Origin of the sequence: Bradyrhizobium lupini, from assembly GCF_040939785.1 — a bacterium.
GTDB classification, from domain to species: domain Bacteria; phylum Pseudomonadota; class Alphaproteobacteria; order Rhizobiales; family Xanthobacteraceae; genus Bradyrhizobium; species Bradyrhizobium canariense_D.
In genome coordinates this window covers 1,006,032-1,027,274 of the sequence record NZ_CP162553.1, presented here as the reverse complement: position 1 = coordinate 1,027,274, position 21,243 = coordinate 1,006,032, and the positions used below count along the sequence as shown (strand labels likewise).

The following is a 21,243-nucleotide window of genomic DNA, read 5'->3' as shown; positions in this document are numbered from 1 at the left end:
CTTGCTTGTGTTTAGGCCATTTTGACTTGCGGGATACGGAAATAAAGCTCAATAATCGTAAGTCTCTTTTCCTGTTTGCGAAAAAATGGACCGCCTGCTCCAGTTGGAAGTATTCGCCAAGACGGCCGAGCTCGGCAGCATGTCCAAAGCTGCCGAAGCCCTACGGATGTCGAATGCTGCCGCGAGCCGCCATCTCAGCGCTCTCGAGGAGCGCCTTGCAGTCCGGCTGATCGAGCGCAACACCCGTCGGCTGTGGTTGACTGAGGCGGGGCAGGAGCTGCTGGAGCGCTCGAGCCGGGTTTTGAGCGAGTTGGCCGAGGCCGAGGACATCGTCAGCGATCGGGCGCTGTCGCCGCAAGGCATGCTGCGGGTCACGAGCTCGCTGTCCTTTGCGGTGATCTATCTGGCGCCGATGCTGCCAGCCTTCCGCGCGCGCTATCCGAAGCTCAACATGCAGATCACCACCGCCAACCGGTACTCCGATTTCATCGAGGCCGGCATCGACGTGGCGATCAGGACGCGCGAGCAGGAGCCGGATTCCAACATCATCGTCCGCCGCATCGGCCAGATGCGGCGGGTGCTCGCTGCTGCGCCGTCCTACCTCGCAAGCTGCGGCGAGCCGGAGCAGCCCGCCGATCTCGCGCGCCACAACATGCTGATCTACAATCTCGCCAACGATCCCTATTCGCTGCGCCTGCGCAAGGGCAATGGCGCGCAGACTGTTCGCATCACGTCGACGCTCGACAGCAATGACGGCCAGGTCATCCGCGGCGCCGCGCTGGCGGGGCTCGGCATCCTCATCCAGCCGCTCTATATCGTGCAAAGCGATATCGCTGCGGGCCGCCTCGTCCCCGTTCTGATGGACTGGGAGCTGCCGCTGCTCACGATGAACATCGCCTACCAGAACCGTGCCGGACTGCCTGCCAAGATCAGGGTCTTTTCCGACTTCCTGGTCACCCACATCCGCGAGCATTCGCAGCCGGGGATCTGGATCGACGCGGCGAAGTGAGCGACATTTTCGAATTCAGGCGGCTTTGTAGAAGGCACATCCATTGAAAGCCAGGACATCCGGCACCGCATGGCGGCATGCCAACATCGGTCGGCTGCTCAACAACGCGGTGCGGCGCTTCGAAGGTCGTGTGCTCGAACTGATGAGCGAGAAGGGGCATGGCGAAACGAGGATCGCGCATGTCGGCCTCACACGTAATCTCGACGTGGAGGGGACCAGACTGACGGAGCTCGCCCGCCGCGCCTCCATGAGCAAGCAGGCGATGGGCGAGCTGGTCGATCAATGCGCCGAGCTCGGCTTGGTCGATCGGATCGCCGATCCGACCGATCGCCGCGCGCGCATCGTCATGTTCACGCCGGCCGGGCGCAAATGGCTCGATGCGTTCCGCGACGCGGTCGACGTCGCCGAGCAGGAGATGCGCGCCGAACTCGGCAAGGCCACGATGGATGCGATCCTGAAGGGACTGGCGGTCTATGGCGCGACGTTCGATACGCTCGATGACGCCAAGTAGTCAGGCTACTTGACGATATCGTCAGGCGACCTTACCATGCGGAATAATGCTGGTTGGGAGAAGCGCCTTGGAAACATGTCTGACGGCCTCGGTGCTCATCGTGGGTGGGGGGCCCTGCGGCCTGATGCTCGCCAACGAGCTCGGCCGGCGCGGCGTGTCCGCGATCCTGGTCGATGAAAAGCCGGGCACGGCATTCAATCCGCAAGCCAATGCGACGCAAGCGCGCTCAATGGAGCACTATCGGCGGCTGGGTTTTGCCGACGAGATCCGACGCGAAGGTCTGCCTGCGGATTATCCGACCGACGTTGCGTATTTCACGCGCTACACCGGTTACGAGCTGGCCCGATTTCAATTGCCGTCATCGTCACGCGCGGGCGAGCTCGTCAAGGGCATGTCGGGCTCCTGGAGCGCCGCCGAGCTGCCGCATCGGGTCTCGCAAAAATACGTCGAGGCGGTGCTGCGCCGCCACGCCGAACGGCTTCCCGGAATACGGCTCAGCTACGGTCATCGTCTGATCAGCTACGTCGAGAGCGGTGACGGCGTTATCGCCGAGATCGAATGTCTCGATGACAACAGCCGCTTTCAGGTCCGGGCCGACTTCCTGGTCGGAGCCGACGGGCCGCGCTCGATGGTCCGGCAATCGCTCGAGATCGTCTACGGCGGCGAAACCGGAACGCAGCGCGATTTCATGGGCGGCCGCATGCTGGCGGTCTATCTCCGTTCGCCTGGCTTCTACGCGAGCATCCCGCATGCCAAGGCGTGGATGTACAATTGCTTCAACGGCGACCGCCGCGCCTTCATGGCATCCGTGAATGGTCGCGACGAATTTGCGTTTCACACGCAGCTTCGGCCCGGGGAAGACGAGATTGCGATCACAATCAACGAGGCCAAAGCAGCGTTCCAGCGCGCTTGCGACGCGCCGATTGACTGCGAAGTGCTGTCATTCGTGACCTGGACCGCCGGCCACGCGCTGGTCGCGAACGGAATGCAGCGGGGCAGAGTGTTCCTCGGCGGCGACGCGGCGCATCTGTTCACGCCGACCGGAGGCCTTGGCTACAACACCGCGATCGAGGATGCGGTCAACCTCGGCTGGAAGCTCGCAAGCGTCGTCAAGGGTGTGAGCCCGGCGGGGCTGCTCGACAGCTATGAGGTCGAGCGGCGTCCGGTAGCGCTGCGCAACACCGATTATGCGCGTCGCTTTGCCGACTCGCTCGGTCTGTTCGCTCCCGCGCCTGACATCGAGGACGCCACCGAGGCCGGCGACGAGGCGCGGCGGACGGCGGGCGTCTATCTCGAACAGCACGCCCGCGCGGAATTCAACATTCCCGGCGTCACCTTCGGTGGGCGCTACGACGGCTCGCCGATCATCGTCTCCGACGGCAGCCAGCCGCCGCCCGATGCCGCGAACGTCTACGTTCCGAGCGCCTGTCCCGGCGGCCGCGCCCCGCATACGTGGTTGGAGGACGGCGTCTCGCTGTACGACCTGTTCGGGTTCGAGTGGACGCTGCTCCAGTTCGGCGAGGTCATGACCTCTCAAGCGTCAGTCGTCGAGACCATCCGTGCGATCGGGGTTGATGTGAAACTCGTCACGCTGCCGAAATCCCTGCGCGATCTCTATGAGGCGGATCTGGCTTTGATACGCCCCGACCAAATCGTGGCTTGGCGCGGCAGCGCGTCACAGGCTGGTACGATCGGGCGCGTCCTTGCCCGAGCACTCGGACACAACGCGAGCGACGGCGCACGGCTGGCAAGCTGATCGACTCTCGCCGTTGCATCCGACCAGCGGCTGCGGCGGCCAATAACAACAAGACAACAAAACGACAAATGACACCGGAGGAGGAAACCGTGACGACAAGAGCATTGAAGCACTACGACGACCATGCCGCCGCCGGCGCCACTGCCGAGCAGACGGCGAGCAGCCGCCGGCGTATCCTGATCGCCGGCACCATCGGCACCGCGATCGAATGGTACGACTTCTTCATCTACGGCCTGATCGCGCCGCTGGTGTTCGATCAATTGTTCTTTCCGAAGTTCGACCAGCTCACGGCGACGATTGCGGTGTTCGCGACGTTTGCCGTCGGATTTTTGGCGCGTCCGCTCGGCGGGCTTGTATTCGGCCATTTCGGTGACCGTCTCGGCCGAAAGTCCGTCTTGCTGTGTACGCTGCTCATGATGGGACTTGCGACCATGTCGATCGGATTGTTGCCGACCTACGCCAGTGCAGGCGTGGCTGCGACCGTCGCGCTCGTGGCGTTGCGCTTCGTTCAGGGGTTTGCGCTCGGCGGCGAATCGACTGCGGCGATCCTTATGGCGATCGAGACGGCGCCCGGGCACCGGCGCGGCTTCTCGGCCGCGGTGATCCAGGCCGCAGGACCCGTCGGTGTCGTGCTCGCCTCGTTTGCGGCGCTCACGATCGCGCGGCTGCCGGAAGCGGACCTGCTGTCATGGGGCTGGCGCGTGCCGTTCCTGATCAGCGCGGTTCTGGTCGCGCTCGGCGTCTATATGCGCCTGCGCATCGAGGAGAGCGCGACATTCCGAAAGGCGAAGGTGACGGAAGTAGCGCCTGTGGTCGAAGCGCTGCGGGAACATTGGCGGCCGATCCTCATCGTATTCTTCGCCGAGATGGCGCAGACGTCCTATTTCTATCTGACAGCCATCTTCACCATCTCCTTCGCGACCCGTCAGCTCGGCGTCCAGAAAGACGTCATCACGCAGGCCGTGCTGTTCGCCAATCTCGTCGGGCTCGTTGCGATGCCACTCATCGGAGCCTGGTCCGACCGTATCGGACGAAAGCGTCTGTTCTTGGCCGGCGTGGTGCTTGCAGCCATCTCGATGTTTGCATTCTACGGTGTGGTCGCGAGCCGCGACACGGTGCTGGTGACGGGCGCGGTGATCCTCGCCGCGGGGGTGATCCATCCGCTGATGTTCGGCAGCGAAGGAAGCTATTTTCCGGAATTGTTTCCGACCCGCATTCGCTTCACCGGCGTGTCGATCGGAAAGCAGCTCGGGACGGTGCTCGGCGGCGGCATTGCGCCGCTGGTCGCCACCAGCCTGTTTGCGCAGACGGGCTCCACCTACGCGATCACAGGATACTACGTTGCGCTCGCGCTCGCGGCGATGATTGCGCTCGGCTTTGCGCGTGAAACCGGAAAATCGCGGCTGCTCGGCTAGAGCGAGCGCCATTATCAACCCCAGGGAGGTTTTTCATGGACGTCAGTCTTCTCATCAACGGGCAGGATCAGGCCGCTTCCAGCGGCAAGGTGTTCGAGCGGCGCAATCCGCTGTCGCAGGAGGTCGCAAGCCGCGCGGCCGCCGCGACCGCTTCCGATGCCGACGCCGCGGTGGCGGCGGCCTCCGCCGCGTTTGCCGCATGGTCGGCGCTCGGCCCGAATGCGAGGCGAGCCCTGTTGCTGAAGGCCGCAGATGCGCTTGAGGCCAAGCGCGACGCCTTCGTCCGGATCATGATGGCCGAGATCGGCACGACGGAGATCTGGTCGGCCTTCAACGTCAAGCTCGCGACCGGCATGCTGCGCGAAGCGGCGTCGCTCACCACGCAGATCGCCGGCGAGGTGATCCCGTCGGACAAGCCGGGATGCCTCGCGATGTCCATTCGACAGCCCGCCGGCGTGTGCCTCGGCATCGCCCCGTGGAATGCGCCGATCATTCTCGGCGTTCGCGCCGTGGCGACGGCGCTCGCCTGCGGCAATTCCGTCGTGCTCAAGGCCTCCGAGATATGCCCGGGGACGCACCGGTTGATCGGCGAGGTCTTCAAGGACGCAGGCTTTCCGCCCGGTGTCGTAAATGTTCTGACCAACGCACCGGCCGATGCGCCCGCTCTGGTCGAGCGCCTGATCGCCAATCCGGCCGTGCGGCGGATCAATTTCACCGGCTCGACCCGCGTGGGTCGCGTCATCGCCGAGCTGGCCGGGCGCCAGCTCAAGCCAGTGCTGCTCGAACTAGGGGGCAAGGCGCCTCTGGTCGTGCTCGACGATGCCGACCTCGATGCCGCCGTCGCGGCCGTGGCGTTTGGCGCCTTCATCAATCAGGGCCAGGTCTGCATGTCGACCGAACGGGTGATCGTCGACGAGGCGGTAGCGGCGTCCTTTGTCGACAAGCTCGCGAAGAAAACGGCTGCGCTTCCGGCCGGCGACCCGCGCTCCGGTCCCGTTGTCGTCGGCTCGATGATCGACGAGGCGCCGGCCAAGCATGTCGTTGCGTTGATCGACGACGCGATCGCCAAAGGCGCCGTCAAGCTCGCGGGCGGCGACCGGGTTGGCACGGTCGTCCCGGCCACCGTGCTCGACCGCGTGGTGCCCGGCATGCGCATCTATACCGAGGAGAGCTTTGGTCCCGTCGTCTCGGTGATCCGGGCAAGTGGCGTGGATGACGCGGTGCGGCTTGCCAACGATACCGAGTACGGCCTCTCGGCCGCCGTGTTCGGCCGCGACGTCGCGCGTGCGCTGACCGTGGCGCAGCGGATCGAAAGCGGCATCTGCCACGTCAACGGCTCGACCGTGCATGACGAGGCGCAGATGCCGTTCGGCGGCATGAAGGGATCGGGCTACGGCCGCTTCGGAGGTCAGGCCGGGATCGCCGAGTTCACCGATCTGCGCTGGATTACCATCGAGACCCAGCCGCAGCACTATCCCTTCTGACCGCGCAACAAGCGAAGCCCATCAGGACGCTATTCATGAATTCGAAAGTTCTCACGGTTCGGGAAGCGACCCTCGGTGTGCTTCGCTCCTTTGGCGTCGATCGCGTTTTCGGCAACCCCGGCTCGACCGAGCTTGCCTTCCTTGGCGACTGGCCCGACGACATCGACTACGTGCTCGGATTGCAGGAAGCCTGCGCCGTCGGCATGGCAGACGGCTATGCGCAGGCCACGGGACGAGCGGCGTTCGTCAATCTGCACTCGGCGGCTGGGCTCGGTCATGCCCTCGGCAATCTCTTCACCGCATTCCGCAACAAGACACCGATGGTCGTGACAGCCGGGCAGCAGGCGCGCAGCCTATTGCGGATGCGACCCTATCTCTTCTCCGAGGACGCCGCACAGTTTCCAAAGCCCTATGTGAAATGGAGCGCCGAACCGGCGCGCGCCGAAGATGTTCCAGCGGCGATCGCGCAGGCCTTCCTCACCGCTATGCAGCATCCCCGCGGTCCGACATTCGTGTCGGTCCCGTCGGATGATTGGGCGCGGCCCGCAACCGCTCCACCGGTCCGCTGCATCGCGACGGAGTTTGCGCCCGATCCGGCGGCGATCGTTCGGCTCGGCGCGGCAATCCGAGCCGCCAAAAAACCTATCTTCGTTGTCGGACCCGAGATCGATCGCAGCGGCTGCGTCGACGCGATGGTCGCTGTGGCCGAGCAGGCGAGCGCGGCCGTTTGGGCAAGCCCGATGTCGAGCCGTTCGAGCTTTCCGGAATTGCATCCGCTGTTCGCCGGCTTCCTTCCGGCAGCACCGGGAGGGCTCGCCCGCGCATTGCGCGGCGCCGATCTGATCGTCGTGGTCGGCGCGCCGGTGTTTACTTTCCATGTCGAAGGACAATGCGAATTGCTCGACGATGGAACGCCGGTCTGGCAGATCACGGATGATCCGACGGAAGCCGCATCCGCCTCTGTCGGTGACACCATCATCAGCACGCTCCCGAAGGCGCTGGCTGGGCTGCTGTCGGTGATGCCTGACATCGCGGAGCGCGAGGTGCCGGCCGCGCGGTTGCGGCCTGCCGCTCCTGCCGCGCAAAATCCGATTCCGCCGGGCTATGCGCTCGCCCGGCTCTCGGCGTTGATGCCGGGCGATGCGATCGTGGTCGAGGAGGCGCCGTCGCATCGTCCCGCCATCCAACAATTCCTACCACGGCCTGGCGCGGACAGCTTCTACACGATGGCGAGCGGCGGACTTGGTTATAGCCTGCCGGCCTCGGTCGGCGTGGCGCTGGCGCGGCCAGGCCGCCGCATCGTCGCCCTGATCGGTGACGGATCGGCGATGTATTGCATCCAGGCAATCTGGACCGCGGTGCAACGCCGCCTGCCGATCACTTTCGTGATCATGAACAATTCAGGCTATGGCGCGATGCGCGCCTTCAGCCAGCTGATGCAGGCGCATCGCCCGCCCGGGATCGACCTGCCCGGGCTCGACTTCGTGGCGCTCGCAAGGGGAATGGGTTGTCCGGGGCAGCGCGTGACCGATGTCGGCGACGTCGACGCCATCTTGACCGAAGCGTTGGCATCAAGCGGTCCCGCGCTGGTCGATATCGCCGTCGACGACGCCACGACGGACCTGTTCAGCCATCCGCGCTAGCTGGCGGCAGAGGGGCTGGTCCGCGGCGACAAGACAGCCGATGGAAATTTGCCTCCGAAGGCACGGGTCTTGGGTTGGACACGCGACCCGTCGATCACCTCGAGTTGTCCGCAGCGATTCAAGGTATGCAACTTCCTGCCGGGCCATGCTGGCCCTGGCCGCAGAGAGTGGCGGATAATCTGCTTGAACGTCGTCGGCGACAGTTCGACGATTTCCGCCAGGGCGAGCGCTGCCCCATATCCGCCGGCACAATCCTGGACCGGGCGCCACAATTTGTCATTGATGGTGACGAAATTCCCCGCAGGCCGCGTGCTCGCGCGGTCGATCAGGACCGGGTTGCTGGCATGCGGCAACCACGGGCCCATGAGGTGCTCGGCGTGATAGATCGCCAACGAATCCGAATACCCGCCAGTGCCATCGCGCCAGGCTCCGAACAGATAGTGCAGGCCGTTGTGCCGCGTGATCGTCACATCGGCGAGTTCAAGTCCTGAAAGCAGCGTCGCGTGGCGCTCCCATTTGTCCGGGAACCGAACGCATTTATAGATGGCGACGTCCCCATTGGTCGAGCTCTCCGGGATCATCCACAATGCGCCATCGTCCTCGATCAGGAACGGATAGGAGAGGTGCCAGGGCTCGTCCAATACGGGCACGACCGCTCCGACCGGGCCCTTATCGTCGAACTCGATCGCGGAAATGATTCCTTTTCCAATCCGGTGATCGAGATCCTCAAAGAAGACGAATGTTCTTCCCTGCCACGTGATGGGGAAAGGATCGGCGTAGAAGTGGTTTCCGGGATCGGCAAGGACGTTCCAGCGAGGCCCTGACAGGTCTCCGGTCTGCCAGACGCCTGCGCCCTTGTTGATGCGCCATCCGACATGCCAATGCGGGGCATAGCAGCAGAGGCGATAGATCTCCTTGGCGATCGATATGGTGAGGCCGCGCGCGACATAAGCCGTTGGCGGGCGGCCGTTGTCCGCTCGGGCCGGTCGTGCCAGCTGCGGCACGATGCGCGGTCGTCCCGACAGGATGGCGGCCACCATGGTCAGGGTTCGCGCCATGACCGTTTCCAGGCCCCCGCTCAGACCGGCCGCGATTTCGGCGGAGGGATGGCCACGATCGAGGACTGCACCGTCGACCTCGTCGACGATTTCGATCACCGGCAGATCGCCGGCGAGAATGGCGGCAAGAGCTGCGTTTTCGCCTGCCACTCCATTGAACAGCGGGCGGAGATACTGCCGGGCGGAGCAGTTCGGATCCCGCGCGCCACCGGTGAAATCGACGATGACGTCTGCCGTGCCGGCGCGAGCCTGCATCCGGTCCGGACTGATCTTCAGCCTTTCGGTGCCGCTGTGTTTGCCCTTGTGCAACACCAAACGTTCGAGTTCGAACAGCATGTCGAGACCCGCCGGCCGCGGCTCCGCCGTTGCCGTCCACGCGATCTGGACCGGTACATCCCGCCCGTCGATCGACAGCGTCTCGCGGCCCATCCACCGCCGCGCATTCTCAATTTCACAGCGAAACTCGATGGTCATGTCGAGCCGATCCGTTTCCATGCGCCCCGATCAAATGACCTGGCCGAGAATTCGAACGTATTCCTCCACCATGGCGTCCACTGAATAGCGCAGCTTCAGGCCTTTGGCGTTTTGCCGCAGTTCGTCGCTCAGTTTTTGGTCCGTCAGGAGCCTGGAGACGGCGGCCGACAGCTTGGTATGATCGGAGGCATCGACGAACAGCGCTGTCGGCTTCCCCTTCGACGGACAACACTTCGCGCAAGACCGGAAGATCGGTGACGACCGAGGGAACGCCGGCGTTTGCAGCCTCCACAGCGGCGAGGCCGAAGGTCTCCGCCTGCGTCGGAAATACGAACACGTCGAGAGCGGCGAGAAACTCCGCCATCTGGCGTGGGGTGATTTCGCCGAGCAGATGCAGCCTGTCCGATACTTTCAAGTCATCCGCCAACTGCCGCAGCCGGGCCTCGTCGGCTCCCTGCCCGGCCAGTGCGAGGTGCCAGGAGGGTTGATCCGGCAACAGACATATCGCCGCGTCGAGCCGCTTGTGCGGGTGTAATCTTGCTGCGCAGCCGAGCAGGGGGCTATCCGGCGGGAGATTGAACTTCTGTCGCGCAGCTTGCTTCGACAGGGTGAGCGCCCTGTCGTCGAAGCCGTGCGGGACATGCACCATGCGCGCGCGATAAGCCCTGGGGTAGCGCGAATACTCGCGCTGCATGTCCAGCGAGTTGAGCGTGATGCGGTCGAAGAAGCCGAGGCTGCCCATGACGATGTCGGCCGTACGGACCGGCCAGCTCATCGACAGCGCGGATGAAACCTGATTGGCGATGACAGGTGCGCGGCAGATCAGGCGCGCCACACCGGCGCCGATGACATTGCCGAAGTGCTGAAAGGTCAGAACGGCGTCAGGCCTGGTGGCCCTGATATGGCGGCCGAGCGTCCACAGCATTTGCAGCAGCGCCAGCGGATTTCCCGGCCGGCTCGACGCGCAATAGACCGTGTGGGGCGGCTCATCGAACGAATCCGACTTGCGGAAGAAGAAAAGATTGGTGACGCGATAGCCGCGGGCGGTCAGCCCGGCGCCAAGCAGGCGCGAGATCTCCTGCGCACCGGCGTTCTCAGCCTGGGTCTGTACGAGCAGCACGTGCGGCTTGCGTCCGCCACCGTTGGGCGACGGGAGTGCTGTCGCAGTCGTCTCGCCCAACGCCTTGTTTGGCTGGTAATGCAGCACGGATCCCGACCCATTAGAGAAGCGAATTTTTCACCTTCTTAACTCCGTATCTACCATGCGGGCATCGCGCGGACACCGACTAGCAATAAACGGAGTTAATGCGCCCTGCCGCAAGGGCATGAGGGAATTCCGCTGGTTCCCGACGAAGTGCAGAGGACGCGGGCAACCGCCGATTAACCATCGATATTTGGGTTGGAGCGGGCCCACTAAAGCATATGAAAACGACGCACATTCCGCCGGTGCGCCGACGGCTGCTGGTGCGCTCTCCTTCATGCGGGACACGCGCGACATATGCTGACGCTCTATTCGCCGGAGTCCGCGCCACGGACCGCGTAGGCGCTGGGCTTCGATGCCGAGAAGCGCAGAAGCCCTAGAATCGAAGGATCGACGCCGGTTCGCCGGCGACAGAGGATGTTGAGGACGATGGTCGCTAACGCGAGCGACACAGTGGCTGAGATCGCTGCGCCAAGAACGCCGAGCCAGGGAATGAGGACGAGAAATCCAACCAGCCGTAGCGCTACGTTCCCGGCAATCACGGGGACATACTCGCGCTCATGGCCGGTCAGTTGCAATATCGCCGCAGACGGACCGCCCGCCGCCTGGACCGCCGTTCCGATCGCGAGCACGATCAGGACCCAGTGCTGCGCAGCGAAATGTGGCCCGAACAAGTTGAGTAGATGGGGACCTCCAACCCAGATCAGGAGGAGTCCGCTGACCACGCACACCGCGGTCACTTCCGCCATGAGCCGCAACGTTCGCTCGAATTCCTGATGGTTCTTGCTGAAGTACAGCGAGGGGGAGCCGACGTGCGCCAAAGCTGTACAATGCGGCCGACAGCATGGCGAAGATGTTGGCCAGGCGCGAAGCGGCAAAATAAATTCCGGCGGTTGCCGGGTCCAGCATCCAGTAGACCAGAATGACGTCGAAATACTGGTTCGCGGCTTCGAGGATGGATGCGACCCAGAAATGAAGCGCGCTCGATCTCCAGCGCGACGGTTCGGAACGCACCGCCGTGCCGCGGAAATCCGGCAGAACTCGCGCAATCGCGATGATCTGTGCGACCAGTCCGACCGACATGGCAATCGTCATCACGGCGATCAATTCGGCGGGATCAAGCTGCCGATGGCCGAACATGATTGCGAGCAGAAACAGCACCACGCTGACTCGCCAGAAGAACTCCCTGTTTCCTTCCCCCATGAGAATGCTGACCAGCGAGCGTGCGATCTGGCTGCCAAGCATCAGTCCGGCATTCACGGCTGTGTAGGCCGACACCGCGACAACCAGCAGCCACGAGGCGCCTTTGATGTTCGCGCCGATCGCGATTGCGCCGATCGCAATCAGCATCGCGACGGAGGAAATCTTGAAGCTCGATAGCAGCACGCCCTTGGTGAGATCAGGCTGATTTCCCACCCGATACTCGTTCAGAAATCGCACCAGCAGCGATTCCTGGCCCACCAGACCGACGACCGCTGCCATCTGGGCGACCGAAAGCCAGGTCGCAAAGATGCCAAACCCATTGGGCGACATCGTTCGTGCCGCAAGCGAGAACAACGCGAACGCAAGCGCGCCGCTACCAACCTTGAGAAGGATGGTTCCGGCAACACCGCGCGTCACGTCGCGCCGCATGAACTGGACGATGGATTCGATCATGGAGATTTAAGGGGCAACTTCCCCTGAAGAGACATTTTCCGATTACCTGCGACAGCCTAGCATGCCGAAAAACCGCGAGTGTTAATGGACGGCCTCCATGATCCCGCCGGCCGCGGCGACGTCGCGGCCATGCCTGTTGCTTCACTATGGAACATCGCTGACCCCATTGTCCCAGATAGAGCAAAGTGCGGCCCGGTCGCGTGGCGGCAGAGCGCCGCATCGACGGCCGATGAGGCGAGATGAGCCGTTGGAATGCGGACCGGCTCGGCGGGAATGGCCGAGCAAGGCGCGTGCCGGATCTCATCGGGCCGGGCAGGTCTCCGCTGCGTTAACCGAGATATCGAGAAATGATCGCGTTTGGTCCTACGATGCGACATCAGGCGAGAGAATTGCACGGGCAACCATCGTTGACCGTGGGAGCCTGGACCATGACGGCGGATAGCAACGTGACCGAGCCGAGCGCTGGATCTGCGACCGCGGCGATCGTCGTCGACATCGCGATCGTCGGCGGCGGCCTTGCGGGCTCGCTCGCGGCGGCCGTGCTCGCGCGGGCAGGGCATCGTGTCGCTCTCGTCGACAAGCGCGCGGTCCATCCGGACGAGTTTCGGGTCGAAAAAATAGGCGGCCGTCAGCTGGAGATGTTGCGCAAGCTGGGCTTCCTCGATGCGCTCGACAACGTGGCCTGTCGATATGATCAGGTGCTCAACATCAGGGAAGGCAAGGTGGTCGATGTCAGCGTCGGCCGGGCTTACGGGCTTCCATATGCCGATCTCGTCGCCATGGCGCGCAGCCAGCTGCCTGATCCGTCCAGCCTCATTGTCGATGAGGTCACTGCGGTCAATTGTCGCGACGATCTCCAACATGTCGAGCTCGCGTCAGGGGGGCGCATAACTGCGCGCCTCGTCGTGCTGGCCACGGGCATGGCGGGCGTGCTCGGCTACAAGCTCGGCATCAAGCGGCGCGTGCTGGCCGAGCGCCATTCGGTTTCGTTCGGCTTCACGATCGCCCGCCGCGACCACGCGCCGTTCGATTTCGAGGCGTTGACCTGTTATGGGGAGCGCACAGCGGACGGCATCGATTATCTCAGCCTGTTTCCCGTGCGTGCCGGCATGCGGGCAAATCTCTTCATGTTCCGAGACCCGACCGATCCGATCATGCGCGAGCTGCGCCGTGAACCGGAGGCGACGGTCTTGCGCCTGCTTCCGGGATTGCGGCCCTACCTTGGCGATTTCCACGTGATCGACCGGGTGCAGAATTGGGTGATGCACCTGTCCGTCGTGGAAGGACATCTCCAGCCCGGAGTCGTGCTCATCGGTGATGCGTTCCAAACGAATTGTCCGGCCGCCGGCACGGGCGTCGCCCGTCTGCTGGTCGACGTCGAGCGCCTCTGCACCGAATATGCGCCGCGTTGGCTCGGGACCGAGGGCATGGGCCGGGAGAAGATTTCTGAATTCTATTCCGATCCCGACAAGGTCGCGGCGGACCAGCAGTCACTGAAGATGGCGCGCTTCCGGCAGGCCCTGACGTCCCGCAACGATATTGGCTGGGACGTGCGGCGGCGGCTGCACTTCCTGCGACGCAGTATCACCCACCGGCTCGATCAGATGCGGCCCGGCTGGCTCGCGCAGGTTCGAAGCGCGCTACGCGCCTGAGAGCGGCACCCGGTCGGCCCCTCGCACCGGTCAGCGCGTCGGCGTTGAGGTCCGGGTCGGCAGGAACCTGAACTCCGACATCCGCTTGGCGGCCAGCTTGAGCCAAGGCGCCTGTTTCAGTGCGAACAAGGAGATGGCGCCCGTGGTGCTGCCCGCCTGCGTGACCGTCCACATCGGTGAAGGCTGAGCGCCGAACTGCTTCTTGTAGGGCTCGTCGCCGATGGTGAAATCGAGCATCTGATCCCCGCGCTCGATGCAATCCTTCGCCACCTGCTCGAACATCAGCGCGCCCAAGGACTGGCTTTTGTATCCGGCAATGTCGAAGGCGCCCATGATCACGAGGAAGCTGCCGTGATGGCTGAGTCCGAGCACGGCTGCGATGACCTCGCCGTTCATCTTCATCGCATAGAGCCGGACAAAGGAGCCGAGGCCGCGCTGCGCCACGTCGGAATAGAAGCCGTAATATTCGGGGCGCTGGAGCAGATCTCCGTCGCCGTGTGCCTGAAAGCGCGGCCCGCGAAATTTCTTCATCACGTCCAGCACCTCCAAGACAGCGGCACTGTCGCGGCAGCATGAAAAACTCAAGTCCCCCTTCTTCTGGAGCTGCCGGGCTTTCTTTGCGAGCTCCTTCTGGTAGGAACGGTCCAGCGCACTGGCGCGCCATTGCTCGAACGGCGCGACCAGAACGGTCGCATAGGCATTGGTGTCCATCGCTATGCGGCGGGGCGCAGCCAGCAGGTTCTCGATCGGAAGCCGTCCATCCGGCAGCTTGGTCATCCGGAGCAGATCGAACGGGCGGACGAGGCACCGGATTTCTGCGCAGGCACTCTCGTCCTTGAGCAGCTCGGAAAATACCTGCGGGCTGCATACGGGCGCGAGGTAGTCGGAAACGCGGAGGTCGGCGAATTCGACGGTCCGTATCGGGCCGCGCCGGATCCGCAGCAAGGGCAACACCATCGCAAGGGCGCCCGTCGCGCGGTGGCGGACCACGACAACCAGAGGAGTTGCGCCCACATGAGACGCGAGCCTGGTGTAGAGGGTGTCGAGCCAGAGCGGATGCTGGAACGCGGTGGCGGCCGAGTTGTCGAACAGCTCCGCGTAGTCCGGCGACAGGAAGTCGAATCCCTGCTCGATGGCGATGTCGAATGTGTTGCTAGGTCTGTTCATACGCAACCAAGAAAGCAGATGGCTCGGGACGATTGATGGAGCCGGATCTACGCTCTATAGCAGGGTCGTTACGGGGGAGACACCGGCGGCGTATGATTTGCATTAATCCTTCGAGCGAGGCGCGTATGGTTACCAAACCGCTAATTCCTCATCGAGCGGCCTCGCAGCCGAAACAGCCACGACCGCGTCAACCCCCCTCGTCAGAAATATTCCACTTTACCGAAATTCGGTTTTAGCGTATGTGTCGTCCATCCCGGCTCATCCTTGAGGGGCGATCTTGTGGTCGTCATGTTCGCGAGCCGGGCTTGCGGTGGACGCGGCAGCGTTCGGGTGCGAGAGGCTAAGGGCAGGGCGGATTGCTCTCCGTGAGCCCAGGCTGCGTTCCGACGAGCGGCGCTGCTAGGCTTCGTCTCGTCTGTAAGTTTCCGGCTCCGTCGACAGGGCTGGGAAAACTGCGGCGAAATGGCGAACCGTGCGTACGGCAAAAACCGTGTGGTCCTGGCCGTCGTTGCTACGGTCAAGCCCTGGCGAATGCGGCATCTGCGTCAACCGGCGCGGTGGCGGTGACTTTCGTTGGGACGAGGGAGGCCAAAGAGAACTCGGCTCCCGGGAGAGCACGGCATAAGCCGTCCAACCATCGCGCAGGGAAGGCCGAGTGATTGGCTACACCTGTATGCTGCTGTGCGGTTTTCCTGCGTGTGCTTTTCGCGCAGCGGACCGCGGGTGCCAGCCGGCACCCGGCCTTCCCTGCGCCCTCTTGGACAAGAGGGTGAAGCGACCAAGCAAAGCTCGGGCGAAATGCGCCGCGAGAACGCGAAGGCGTGTCCGTCTACCTCGAGATTCCGGTTCGAGCACCGATGTCTTGTCCCTAACGCTAGGGACAGACACGTTGCCGCGATCCGCTTAGCATGATCCGCCCGCTTGCTCGGGACCGCAGGAGGGAACGCGTATGTCGGACGACGTGCCTTCTGGGCAGCGTCGGTGCGTCCCGGAGAGCAGTGCAAGCTCGAGCCGGGGCGCCCGATGCAGCCGGCGGAGTCATCAAAGCGGACAGGGAGGAACGGGACATGAAGATCGGTTTCGCGCGAGCCTCGCTTCTTGTGGCATGCGTCCTTTTTGGAAATGCTGCTCACGCGGACATCAAAATTGGAATTGTGATTTCGGCAAGCGGCCCGGGATCCGCTCTGGGACAGCCGCAGCTCAAGACGGTTGCAGCTCTTCCGAAAGAGATCGGTGGAGAGAAGGTGACCTATATCGTCCTGGACGACGAGTCGGATTCGACCAAAGGGGTCCAGAACGCACGCCGGCTGGTGATCCAGGATAAGGTCGACGTGCTGGTCGGCTCCTCTCTGACCCCGGTGACCATGCCGATGCTGGATGTCGCGCTCGAATCGAAGACGCCGCTGCTGTCGCTCGCTGCCGCTACGGCCATCGTTCAACCGATGGATGAGAAGCGTGCCTGGGCTTTCAAGGTCGTTCCCAATGACGACCTCATGGCGGCCGCCATCCTCAAGCATATCGCGACATCAGGCGTGAAGACGCTCGGCTATATCGGCGTTTCGGATGGCTACGGCGAGGGCTACTACAAGGAGGTGAGCCGCCTCGCGCCTGCGTTGGGGCTGACCGTAACCACACATGAGGTCTACGCGCGCGCCGACACCAGCGTCACCGGTCAGGCGCTGAAGGTGATGTCGACCAATCCCGATGCCGTCTTCATCGCGTCCGCAGGAACTCCGGCCGTCCTGCCGCAGCAGGCGCTCCGCGAGCGCGGATACGCCGGGAAGATATTTCAGACACACGGCGTGGCCAGTGAGGAGTTCATCAAGCTCGGCGGCGCGAACGTCGAAGGTGCGGTATTCGCGGGCGAAGCTTTTACCATTGCCGCCGATCTTCCCGCAGGAGATCCGTTCCGTCGTTCGACGGAGGAGTTCGTGACCGCGTATGAAGCGGCGAACGGACAAAAGCCCAACATGTTCGCTGCTCACCTCTGGGATGTCGTGGCACTGATCGGAAAAGCTGCACCGGATGCGCTGAAGACGGCAAAGCCTGGCACAATCGAATTTCGCGCGGCGCTGCGGGACGCACTCGAGCGTGGGCAGAACATCTATCTCAACAATGGGCTGTCGAACATGAGCAAGGCCGATCACAACGGCTATGATGAGCGCTCGGCCTTTCTCATCAAGGTCGAAGGCGGGAAGTTCCGCCTGGCAAAGTAGCGGCGCGCCGATGCACGATCTGGTCTGGTCCGCCTCAGACCCAGCCGCCATCGACGATGTAGTGCTGGGCTGTGCAGGCAGAAGCCTCGTCGGAAGCGAGGAAGATGGTGAACTTCGCGACCTCGTCGGGCATGAGCTTGCGCTTCAGGCATTGTCGTTGCATGAGCTCGACCTCGCCCTGGGGTGTCATCCATTTATCGAGCTGGCGCTCAGTCATGATCCATCCTGGCGCTATCGCGTTCACGCGGATATTGTAGGCGCCGTAATCGCGCGCCAGAGAGCGTGTGAGACCGATCACACCCGATTTGCTGGCGGTGTAGGCGGCCATGCCGCCTTGTCCGGCGATCCACGATACCGAGCCGAAATTGATGATAGCGCCGGCGTTCGCCGCCTTCATGTCCGGCAACACGGCCTGCGCAGCAAAGAACTGGTGCTTCAAGTTGACCCCGATGCGGTCGTCCCAATATTCCGGTGTCATTTCCTCGGTGCTGTGCCGCTCGTCATGCGCGGCATTGTTGACGAGGATGTTGATCGCGCCGCGCACATTGCGCGCCTCCGCGACACCGGCACGTAACGCGGCAATATCGGTCAAGTCGACACGCATGAAACGCGCGCTAAGACCTTGATCCGACAGCTCGCGTGCCAGCGATTGGCCCGCGTCGACATTGATGTCGAAGAACACGACATTGGATTTCTGCTGTGCGAAGCGCCGCACGATCGCAGCGCCAATTCCCGATGCGCCTCCGGTGACGAGAACGACCTTGCCGGCGAGGTCGGAATAAACGGCAGCCATGGATATCCCTCGATTTGCGTTGGGGGCAGCGCGACGCGGCCCGACTCTCCCGCTCACCTTAGCGACCTCCCTCGTGAGGTGCATAGGTCAGAATTTCAGTTGCGTACCTCAAAAATCGAAGGCAGGATTGCATCAAAGAATAAGAGCCCTTGGGAGGAATGTGATGAGACTGCTCGGGAAACTGGGACTAGCCGTTGTCGCATGCCTGTTCGGAGCGAAACTCGCTGCGGCCGAAACGACGGTCAAGTGGCTGCACATCGAGGCCAACCCGGCCCAGGTCAAAATCTGGGAGGAGGTTGCGCGCGCCTATGAGGGGTCGCATCCCGGCGTCAAGGTCGAGATGCAGTTCCTCGAGAACGAGGCCTACAAGGCCAAGCTGCCGACCATCCTGCAATCCAAAGACCGGCCCAACATCATCTACAGCTGGGCCGGCGGTGTCCTGAAGACGCAGATCGAGGCCGGTGTGCTCGACGACATCACCGATTCTGTGGAGGGCTACAGCGACAGTCTCACACCGGCGGCGCTCGCCGCCTTCACCAGCAACGGCCGTGTTTATGGTCTGCCCACGGCGCTCTCGCAGGTCGGCTTCCTCTGCAACAAGGAGCTGATGGCCAAGGCGAAGGTCGACCCTGCCGGGATCAAGAGCTGGGACGATCTGCTTGCTGCCGTGAAGACGTTGAAATCCGCCGGCGTGACCCCGATCGTGGTCGGCGGCGCCGATAAGTGGCCACTGCACTTCTACTGGACGCATCTTGCTGTGCGCATCGGCGGCAAGGCGGCGTTCGATGCGGCGTTGCGTGGCGAGAACGGCGGCTTTGCCGGGGAAACCTTCCAGAAATCCGGCGAGCTGTTCAAGCAACTCGTGGATCTCCAACCGTTCCAGAATGGCTTCCTGGGTTTCAAGAACCCGCAGGCGGTCGGCTATTTCGGCGACGGCAAGGCGGCGATGACGCTCGCGATCAGCACGGTCTATCATCTGCAGCGCGCTCTCGCCGCCGACAAGGTCGGATTGATCGAAGACAAGATCTGCTGGTTCGACTTCCCGGTCGTGACCGGCGGCAAGGGCGCTCCGACCGATACGCTCGGGGGCATCACCGGTTGGTTGATCACAAAAGGCTCGCCGAAGGAGGCTGTCGATTTCCTGAAGTACTTCGTCTCCAAAGAGGTGCAGACGCGGCTTGCCGCGGGCAACTTCATCATCCCGGTGGTGCAGGGTGCGGATGTCGGCCTCAACAACGCCTTCATGAAGCTGATCGCCGCCAATCTAGCGAAGTCGAACTACCACCAGAACTTCTATGACCAGAGCCTGGGTCCGTCGGTCGGCCGCGTCGTCAACGACGTTACTGCCGAGATCGCCGGCGGCAGCATGAGCCCGCAAGAGGCTGCCAAGGCGATCGAGGCGGCGTGGAAACAGGGCAACTGACGGTGACGCGGCGGACCGCGAGCGTGTCGGCGATCGGCGCTGCTGGCGAGATGATCCCGCAGGTCACGGTCCGTGGCCCGAGTTGGGACGGCAGGCTGACGGTGCTCATCCTGTTCCTGCCGCCGGCGCTGCTGTTGTTCACGTTGTTCGTTGTGCTGCCGATCGGCGAAGCAGCCTGGTATTCGGGCTTCAATTGGAACGGGTTCGGCAGGCCGACCAACTGGATTGGCCTGGACAATTACCGCTTTGTGCTGGAGACCCGCGCCTTCTGGCTCGCTCTGCGCAACAACGGCCTGATCATCGCTGTTTCGCTCGCCATCCAGCTGCCGCTTGCGCTCACCCTGGCCTTGATGCTCGCCGAACGCTTTCGAGGGGCGGTGGCGCTGCGCATGCTGTTCTTCATGCCCTATATCCTGGCGGAGATCGCGACCGGGCTGATCTTCAGCTTCGTCTATGATGGCGACTACGGCCTTGTGGCCTCGATCTGGCGCAGCTTCGGCGCCGAGCCGCCGCATCTGCTTGCATCGACGGATACGGCCATGCTGGCGGTGCTGATCGTGGTCGTCTGGAAGTACTTTGGCTTCCACATGATGCTATTCATCGCAGCGCTCCAGGGCCTCGACAAGAGCCTGGTCGAGGCGGCGCGTATCGACGGCGCGACCCGATCGCAAGCCTTGCGACATGTGGTCATCCCCTTGCTCTATCCGACGATAAGGCTCTCCGTGTTCTTCGCCATCGTCGGCTCGCTGCAGCTGTTCGACCTCGTCATGCCGCTGACGCGCGGGGGCCAGCGGACTCCTCGAACACGATGGTGAGCTTTCTTTACAACAATGGCATCTCACGCATGCGGGTCGGCTACGGCAGTGCCATCGGCGTCATCCTGTTTGCGATCTGCGTGACCTTTGCCTTCACGTACAAGCGATGGTTCATGCGCGATGAGTAACGCCAGGACCATCCGCGCCCCGTTCGATCCCTCAGTATTGTTCAAGCTGGTGTTCCTCGCCGTCGTTGCCATCATCGTAGTGGTGCCGCTGCTCGCGACCTTGTTCGGTGGCTTCAAATCGCTCGGCGAACTGCGCGTCAATCCGTTCGGCCTGCCACGCCACTGGGAGTGGCAGAACTATGCCGACATCCTGTTCTCGGCACGCTACTGGCAGCTCTTGCGCAACTCGCTGATCATCTCGACCCTCACGGTGGCCCTGACCCTGATCGTCGCCTCGATGGCGGCGTTCACCTTCGCCCATATCAGGTTCTATGGCAGCTCGATGCTGCTGAGCTACCTGACGCTGGGCCTGCTGTTTCCGGCCGCGACGGCGGTGCTGCCGCTCTTCATCAAGGTCCGCGATCTCGGGCTGCTCGATACATATTTTGGCGTTGCCCTGCCGCAGACGGCCTTCAGTCTTGCGATGAGCGTGTTGCTGCTGCGGCGCTTCTTCAAGGACATCCCGTACGAATTGCTGGAGGCCGCGCTGGTCGACGGGTGCAGCTATATCAAATTCTTCCGCTATGTGACGTTGCCGTTATCGCGGCCGATCCTGGCGACCGTCGGTACCATCACCTTCGTCAACAGCTGGAACGCCTATCTGCTGCCGCTGGTGATGCTCAACACCGACGCGCTCTATCCCTGGCCGCTCGGTATCATGATTTATCAGGGCGAGTATTCGTCCGAGTGGCATCTGATCCTGGCCTTCATCACGTTGACCATCCTGCCGACGATCATTCTCTTCCTCCTGGCGCAGAAGCACATCGTCGCAGGCCTCACCGCCGGCGCGGTCAAGGGATGAA

13 protein-coding genes and 3 pseudogenes are annotated in these 21,243 nt (G+C 63.1%); 11 read left to right on the top strand and 5 right to left on the bottom strand.

Going from position 1 to position 21,243, the window contains the following annotated elements:
• Nucleotides 1–85: 85 nt before the first annotated feature.
• The 6 genes from AB3L03_RS05245 to mdlC all read left to right on the top strand — a co-directional run bounded on the left by AB3L03_RS05245 (nt 86) and on the right by mdlC (nt 7,818).
• Nucleotides 86–1,009 carry a LysR family transcriptional regulator gene (locus tag AB3L03_RS05245; RefSeq protein ID WP_018458707.1) on the top strand — a complete coding sequence of 308 codons (924 nt, stop codon included), beginning with the start codon at nt 86–88 and terminating at the stop codon, nt 1,007–1,009.
• A 43-nt stretch (nt 1,010–1,052) separates the two neighbouring features.
• Nucleotides 1,053–1,520 (top strand): MarR family winged helix-turn-helix transcriptional regulator, encoded by a 468-nt coding sequence (locus AB3L03_RS05240; protein WP_018458708.1) that lies wholly within the window; start codon nt 1,053–1,055, stop codon nt 1,518–1,520.
• A gap of 46 nt (nt 1,521–1,566) precedes the next feature.
• Nucleotides 1,567–3,276: an FAD-dependent oxidoreductase gene (locus tag AB3L03_RS05235; RefSeq protein WP_026233641.1), complete on the top strand. Its 1,710-nt coding sequence runs from the start codon at nt 1,567–1,569 to the stop codon at nt 3,274–3,276.
• Nucleotides 3,277–3,365: 89 nt separating this feature from the next.
• Nucleotides 3,366–4,691, top strand: coding sequence for an MFS transporter (locus AB3L03_RS05230; protein WP_368508317.1), 1,326 nt, complete (start codon nt 3,366–3,368; stop codon nt 4,689–4,691).
• 35 nt (nt 4,692–4,726) lie between these two features.
• Complete coding sequence (locus AB3L03_RS05225; RefSeq protein ID WP_204510795.1) at nt 4,727–6,175, top strand: aldehyde dehydrogenase; 1,449 nt, start codon at nt 4,727–4,729, stop codon at nt 6,173–6,175.
• 35 nt (nt 6,176–6,210) lie between these two features.
• Complete coding sequence (gene mdlC / locus AB3L03_RS05220) at nt 6,211–7,818, top strand: benzoylformate decarboxylase (protein WP_204510796.1); 1,608 nt, start codon at nt 6,211–6,213, stop codon at nt 7,816–7,818.
• Here mdlC and AB3L03_RS05215 read toward each other — a convergent pair.
• The 3 genes and pseudogenes from AB3L03_RS05215 to AB3L03_RS05205 form a co-directional block, all read right to left on the bottom strand.
• The gene (locus tag AB3L03_RS05215) at nt 7,815–9,350 is read right to left on the bottom strand and encodes a hypothetical protein (RefSeq protein WP_085395552.1); all 1,536 of its coding nucleotides are present in this window, start codon (nt 9,348–9,350) and stop codon (nt 7,815–7,817) included. The genes mdlC and AB3L03_RS05215 overlap by 4 nt on opposite strands.
• A 30-nt stretch (nt 9,351–9,380) precedes the next feature.
• A pseudogene (locus tag AB3L03_RS05210) lies at nt 9,381–10,557 on the bottom strand (glycosyltransferase family 4 protein).
• 302 nt (nt 10,558–10,859) lie between these two features.
• Nucleotides 10,860–12,207, bottom strand: a pseudogene (locus AB3L03_RS05205) (lipopolysaccharide biosynthesis protein).
• Between the two features lie 428 nt (nt 12,208–12,635).
• Here AB3L03_RS05205 and AB3L03_RS05200 point away from each other — a divergent pair.
• The gene (locus tag AB3L03_RS05200; protein ID WP_018458716.1) at nt 12,636–13,859 is read left to right on the top strand and encodes an NAD(P)/FAD-dependent oxidoreductase; all 1,224 of its coding nucleotides are present in this window, start codon (nt 12,636–12,638) and stop codon (nt 13,857–13,859) included.
• A gap of 30 nt (nt 13,860–13,889) precedes the next feature.
• Here the strand turns inward: AB3L03_RS05200 and AB3L03_RS05195 are convergent, their stop codons facing one another.
• Nucleotides 13,890–15,026, bottom strand: coding sequence for a GNAT family N-acetyltransferase (locus AB3L03_RS05195; protein WP_204510800.1), 1,137 nt, complete (start codon nt 15,024–15,026; stop codon nt 13,890–13,892).
• Nucleotides 15,027–16,093: 1,067 nt separating this feature from the next.
• On the opposite strand from AB3L03_RS05195, the gene AB3L03_RS05190 reads away from it, so the two are divergent.
• Complete coding sequence (locus AB3L03_RS05190) at nt 16,094–17,242, top strand: ABC transporter substrate-binding protein (RefSeq protein ID WP_085352421.1); 1,149 nt, start codon at nt 16,094–16,096, stop codon at nt 17,240–17,242.
• Between the two features lie 34 nt (nt 17,243–17,276).
• Here AB3L03_RS05190 and AB3L03_RS05185 read toward each other — a convergent pair whose 3' ends face one another.
• Nucleotides 17,277–18,035 (bottom strand): SDR family NAD(P)-dependent oxidoreductase, encoded by a 759-nt coding sequence (locus AB3L03_RS05185; protein WP_018458719.1) that lies wholly within the window; start codon nt 18,033–18,035, stop codon nt 17,277–17,279.
• A gap of 163 nt (nt 18,036–18,198) precedes the next feature.
• Between AB3L03_RS05185 and AB3L03_RS05180 the strand changes: the two genes are divergently transcribed.
• The 3 genes and pseudogenes from AB3L03_RS05180 to AB3L03_RS05170 all read left to right on the top strand — a co-directional run bounded on the left by AB3L03_RS05180 (nt 18,199) and on the right by AB3L03_RS05170 (nt 21,242).
• Nucleotides 18,199–19,458, top strand: coding sequence for an extracellular solute-binding protein (locus AB3L03_RS05180; protein WP_204510801.1), 1,260 nt, complete (start codon nt 18,199–18,201; stop codon nt 19,456–19,458).
• A 50-nt stretch (nt 19,459–19,508) separates the two neighbouring features.
• Nucleotides 19,509–20,401, top strand: a pseudogene (locus AB3L03_RS05175) (carbohydrate ABC transporter permease).
• The gene (locus tag AB3L03_RS05170) at nt 20,394–21,242 is read left to right on the top strand and encodes a carbohydrate ABC transporter permease (protein WP_085352423.1); all 849 of its coding nucleotides are present in this window, start codon (nt 20,394–20,396) and stop codon (nt 21,240–21,242) included. The pseudogene AB3L03_RS05175 and the gene AB3L03_RS05170 overlap by 8 nt, the downstream one beginning before the upstream one ends.
• Nucleotide 21,243 lies beyond the last annotated feature (1 nt).

Bases quoted from the DNA above. Each gene is read 5' to 3' on its own strand.
- mdlC (WP_204510796.1), top strand. From the start codon at position 6,211: ATGAATTCGAAAGTTCTCACGGTTCGGGAAGCGACCCTCGGTGTGCTT.
- AB3L03_RS05170 (WP_085352423.1), top strand. From the start codon at position 20,394: ATGAGTAACGCCAGGACCATCCGCGCCCCGTTCGATCCCTCAGTATTG.
- AB3L03_RS05215 (WP_085395552.1), bottom strand. From the start codon at position 9,350: ATGACCATCGAGTTTCGCTGTGAAATTGAGAATGCGCGGCGGTGGATG.
- AB3L03_RS05185 (WP_018458719.1), bottom strand. From the start codon at position 18,035: ATGGCTGCCGTTTATTCCGACCTCGCCGGCAAGGTCGTTCTCGTCACC.
- AB3L03_RS05200 (WP_018458716.1), top strand. From the start codon at position 12,636: ATGACGGCGGATAGCAACGTGACCGAGCCGAGCGCTGGATCTGCGACC.
- AB3L03_RS05225 (WP_204510795.1), top strand. From the start codon at position 4,727: ATGGACGTCAGTCTTCTCATCAACGGGCAGGATCAGGCCGCTTCCAGC.
- AB3L03_RS05190 (WP_085352421.1), top strand. From the start codon at position 16,094: ATGAAGATCGGTTTCGCGCGAGCCTCGCTTCTTGTGGCATGCGTCCTT.
- AB3L03_RS05195 (WP_204510800.1), bottom strand. From the start codon at position 15,026: ATGAACAGACCTAGCAACACATTCGACATCGCCATCGAGCAGGGATTC.
- AB3L03_RS05180 (WP_204510801.1), top strand. From the start codon at position 18,199: ATGAGACTGCTCGGGAAACTGGGACTAGCCGTTGTCGCATGCCTGTTC.
- AB3L03_RS05245 (WP_018458707.1), top strand. From the start codon at position 86: ATGGACCGCCTGCTCCAGTTGGAAGTATTCGCCAAGACGGCCGAGCTC.
- AB3L03_RS05235 (WP_026233641.1), top strand. From the start codon at position 1,567: ATGCTGGTTGGGAGAAGCGCCTTGGAAACATGTCTGACGGCCTCGGTG.